This is a genomic window from Terriglobus sp. YAF25 (assembly GCF_052113305.1).
In the GTDB taxonomy this organism is placed as follows: domain Bacteria; phylum Acidobacteriota; class Terriglobia; order Terriglobales; family Acidobacteriaceae; genus Terriglobus.
This window is the reverse complement of the sequence record NZ_JBFRCY010000383.1, coordinates 1-4,391: the sequence shown is the minus strand read 5'-3', so window position 1 is coordinate 4,391 and position 4,391 is coordinate 1. Positions and strand designations below refer to the sequence as shown.

The 4,391-nt window shown below is 56.8% G+C and carries 3 protein-coding genes; 2 read left to right on the top strand and 1 reads right to left on the bottom strand.

Annotation, left to right across the window (positions count from 1 at the left end):
• Nucleotides 1–137: 137 nt before the first annotated feature.
• Entirely contained in the window at nt 138–1,196 is a 1,059-nt protein-coding gene (locus AB4043_RS16055) for a hypothetical protein (RefSeq protein WP_442302683.1), read from the bottom strand.
• Here AB4043_RS16055 and AB4043_RS16050 point away from each other — a divergent pair.
• The gene (locus AB4043_RS16050; protein ID WP_442302682.1) at nt 1,156–1,758 is read left to right on the top strand and encodes a TlpA family protein disulfide reductase; all 603 of its coding nucleotides are present in this window, start codon (nt 1,156–1,158) and stop codon (nt 1,756–1,758) included. The genes AB4043_RS16055 and AB4043_RS16050 overlap by 41 nt on opposite strands.
• A gap of 265 nt (nt 1,759–2,023) precedes the next feature.
• Nucleotides 2,024–4,219, top strand: coding sequence for an alpha-galactosidase (locus AB4043_RS16045; protein ID WP_442307505.1), 2,196 nt, complete (start codon nt 2,024–2,026; stop codon nt 4,217–4,219).
• Nucleotides 4,220–4,391: the final 172 nt, after the last annotated feature.

Below are 4,391 nucleotides of genomic sequence, written 5' to 3'. Positions count from 1 at the left end.
GGCTCTAGCCCTGGGGTCTTTTTCTCCATCAGGAAAAAGCCCATTTACTTTATGTCTTTATCAGCGGGCTGAAGCCCGCTGCTCCCACCCGATTCAGTCATGCGCTGTTCCTTGCCCCATTCGTCGCGGGATGGATGTTAGAAGTGATGCGCAATTCCCATGACAAGGGCGTAGTCCGCGAAGGCGGCGTCACCGTGGGAATGAGTTGCAAGGTCAGGAACCGAGGCCCGGCGATTCCTCTGGATAGCCCAGGGAGCGTTCACCATCAGAGTGCTTCGGCGGTACTGGTAGGTGATGCCGGGATCGATCGAGATAATGTAGCCCGGACGACGGAAGCCATTACTCTTACCGAAGGCATCACGCACAGGAATGCCTTCCATGCGTCCTCCAAACGTAGCCGAGAGACCGCGGACCTTCGGAACATGGCGGCCAAGTCCGGCTCGGAAGAGATACTGGTCGGTCACGGACATGTACTTCTCCAACGGCTTGGACCGGAAGCTCAGCACATTGTTCGTGTCCCGAGGGTTGAAGAGCCATGAGCCCTGGAAGTAGGCCGTGGTCTTGAAATACGTCTGCTTATACGCCTGCGACGACAACGTAAAACCCCAGCTACCGTCACCCGGCTGCATCGACTGGTCGGCTACTGCCTTTCCATAAGTACCGTTTGATAGCAGAGCTGTGCCTGTAGCATCGCTTACGCCGGTCGGAAGCTTGAGGCCGAAGCCGATGGCGACGTTGCCTCCCCACTCGGTGGGTCCACGGAAGAGCCACGATTGCGCACCGACGATGATGTCACCCACGCCCGCAATCTCATACACACCCTTGGGCGTATAGAGCTGATTGCGCGTTCCCTGCAGCACCGGAACAGAAACATTGAAGCTCCAGCGGGGATTCAGGTCGTAGTTGACGGCGATGTTGTAGATGTTCTGGTGGTTCTTGATCTGGGTGCCGAGAACCGCGCGCTGTGTCTGCTCGACGGTACCGACATAATGCCGGAACGAGCTGAAGCTGCGCCAGTCCAGCTCCACCGAGACCTTGTGCATGAAGTCGTGAGGACCGCCGTGCGTTTTACCACTATTCGTCTCTTCCTGGGGACCCATCGCGCAGATTGACTGGTTGGTATGCGCGGCGATACAACCTTGACCAAGTGCAAAGGTGGAAGATGCAATGAGGGCGACCAGGGTAAACGTTTTCATGGAAGTACTAAGACAGAAGAATACGCCTTATTTCGCGGTGTTGGCCATCTTTTTAGGGGTCTTCTTTGCACTCGCACCAAGGGAAGGATTCGCACAGGGACAGGCTCTGCGAGAGCCTTCCGCCTTACTTACCGACCTTCAGGGCCATCGCCATCTGATCGAGGAACTTCACGGTACGCCGGCCGTCATAAACTTCTGGGCGACCTGGTGCATGCCCTGCAAAAGCGAGATGCCGCGGCTGGTAAAACTCCAGGAACGCTATCCAAAAGTTCGCTTCGTCGCCATCTCCATTGACAGCGCGGATGCTCGAGCAATGATTCCTTCTCTGATCGCGAAACGCAAGTTTTCCATCCCGGTATGGCAAGGGGCATCCGCGGATACGTTGAAAGAACTTGCACTCGGCGAACTGGTTCCGGCAACGGTAATCCTCGATGCAGACGGCATGCTGGTGGGCCGCATCGAGGGTGAGGCGAGCGAAAAAGACATCGCGTCTCGTCTGGATTGGCTGCTCAATGGCCGCCAGGGCAAACAGCCCAAACCGGTGCAGAAAAATGATTGGTGAGACGCTTCAGATAACCCTCCCGAAGTGACCGGTTCGCGCGCCCTGCAAGAGGTCCGATCTCCGGACGTCCGCGAGTAGCTTTATACCCTTCCCAACTCTGAGTGCCTTTCACTACAATCCACAGGTAAACGCTTTACTTGACTTAGAGTCCCCGCGATCAGGATTTACTCCAACAACATCTCAGCGAAGTCCAGACGTACCCCGTCGAAACGATGCGGGGAGCACCCCAACTACTGTATTTGGCGAATCAAGAAGGAGCACCTGCATGAAGCATGTCACCTGGGCCATTCTCTTCCTCACACCGGTTGCAATTGCATTGCAGGGCTCCGGCGGAGGAACAAAAGACGGACAGCAGGTCTTTCGGCTAAACGGTGGTGACGYGAGCTATGTGGTCGGAATTAATGATCAGGGCCAACTGCAGACGGTCTACTGGGGAAAGCGGCTCCCGGACTCACAGGAGTTCCAGGCGCCGAAACCTGGGCCGGAAGCGGCTTCGTTCGATATGTCCGTGAATACAACTCCGCAGGAGTTCACCGGCTGGGGTGGAGGGCTCTACCTCGAACCCGATCTCAAGATCACCTTTCCTGACGGGAACCGCGATCTTGTTCTGAAATACGCCTCGCACACGGCGACGGCCGACGAATTGAACGTCGTGATGAAGGACATCTCACGTGAGGTCTACGTGAAGGTGCAATATCACATGGATTCCGCAACCGGCGTCGTCCGCCGGTCTGCCGAGATCTCGAATCGCACCGGCGTACCGCTCACCATCGAACAGGTCGCAAGCGGAACCTACAACCTGCCCCGCAGCACGGACTATCAACTGCACTACGTCACCGGCAGATGGGCTGCGGAATGGAACCTGCAACAGCAGCCAATCCATGGCGGTAAGACGGTTCTGGAGAGCCGCCGGGGAACAACCGGTGCGCAGAACAATCCGTGGGTCATGATCGATCGCACCGGAGATCACGACCAGGATCACGGAGATGTATGGTTCGCGGCGCTAGGCTGGAGCGGATCATGGCAGATTGCCGTGGAGCAGGATTCAACCAAAGGAACGCGCGTAACCGGTGGGCCGAATGCCTTCGACTCCTCTTACTACCTGAAAAATGGAGAGACATTCCAGACGCCATACTTTTACGGCGGCTTCTCCAGCAACGGCACCGGCGGAGCGTCGCGCCTGCTGCATCGTTTCGAAGTCGATGCACTGCTGCCACATGCGCCGCATCCGAAGCTACGCCCTGTTCTGTACAACTCCTGGGAGGCGACCACCTTCAATGTTGACGAGGCCGGGCAGATGGCGCTGGCCGAAAAGGCTGCCGGCATTGGAATAGAGCGCTTCGTCATGGACGATGGCTGGTTCGGTGAGCGCGTCACCGATCACGCTGGACTGGGAGACTGGTACGTCAATTCGAAGAAGTTCCCTAACGGCCTGAAACCTCTGATCGACAAGGTGCACTCGCTGAAGATGGACTTCGGTCTGTGGGTCGAACCTGAGATGGTGAATCCGGACAGCGATCTCTATCGAAAGCACCCAGACTGGGTTTTGAACTTTACCAGCCGTCCCCGTACCGAGGGCCGCAATCAGCTTGTGCTGAACCTGGCCCGGCCCGACGTACATGATTACGTCCTGGGCTTTCTGGACAAGCTGCTCAACGAGAACGACATTGCGTTCCTGAAGTGGGACTATAACCGCAACTGGTCGGAGCCCGGCTGGCCGGCTGTTCCTGTCGAACAACAAAAAAATGTATACGTAGACTTTATTCGTAACTATTACGACATTTTGCAGAAGCTGCGCCAGAAACATCCTGAGGTTGAGATTGAAAGCTGCTCCGGCGGCGGCGGCCGTGTCGATCTTGGCGTGATGCATCTAACGGACGAGGTCTGGACCTCTGACAACACCGACGCCTATGACCGGCTCTTCCTGCAGGAGGGCTTCAGCTATGCCTACACACCGGCAGTCATGATGGCCTGGGTCACTGATTCGCCCACGTGGGTGAATCAGCGTTCTCTTTCGCTGGAGTATCGCTTCCTCTCCTCCATGCAGGGCTCTCTTGGGATCGGAGCCAACCTTAACAAGTGGACACCGGAGGACTTTACGACCGCGCAGAAGATGGTTGCGTCCTATAAGACTATTCGCCAGACCGTGCAGCAGGGGGATCTGTATCGCTTGATCTCTCCTCGTGAGGGGGAACAGGCAGTGACCGAGAGCGTCTCCCGTGATGGGAAGCAGGCGGCGGTCTTCGCGTACCTGCACTCAAGTACTCAGATATATCCCTTCCCTCGGCTTTATCTGCGAGGTCTCGATGAGAATGCTGTGTATGAACTTCATAGCGTCGCGGGGAAGGTGAATGAAGGCACTCCGGCCAAAGCGACAGGAGCGTACTGGATGCATCACGGAGTCGATCTTGCGCTCAAGGGTGACTTTCAGGCGGCGATGTTCACGCTTGAGCGGCAGTGAGTGCGGCGCTGAAGGTATCGCGACAGCTTCAGTGTGCTCGGAATCGGGTGCCCCATCCATCGCATCGCGATGGGTGGGATGTTCGAGCTACGCTCGAATAGTTCACTCTACCGAACCATGTTCGCAAATATCCCACTCATGCTACGCATGAATGGGGCACCCAGCTTCGTGG

What these genes read in the sequence shown, in the direction of transcription:
- AB4043_RS16055 (WP_442302683.1), bottom strand. Translation starts at nt 1,196, where the DNA reads ATGAAAACGTTTACCCTGGTCGCCCTCATTGCATCTTCCACCTTTGCA.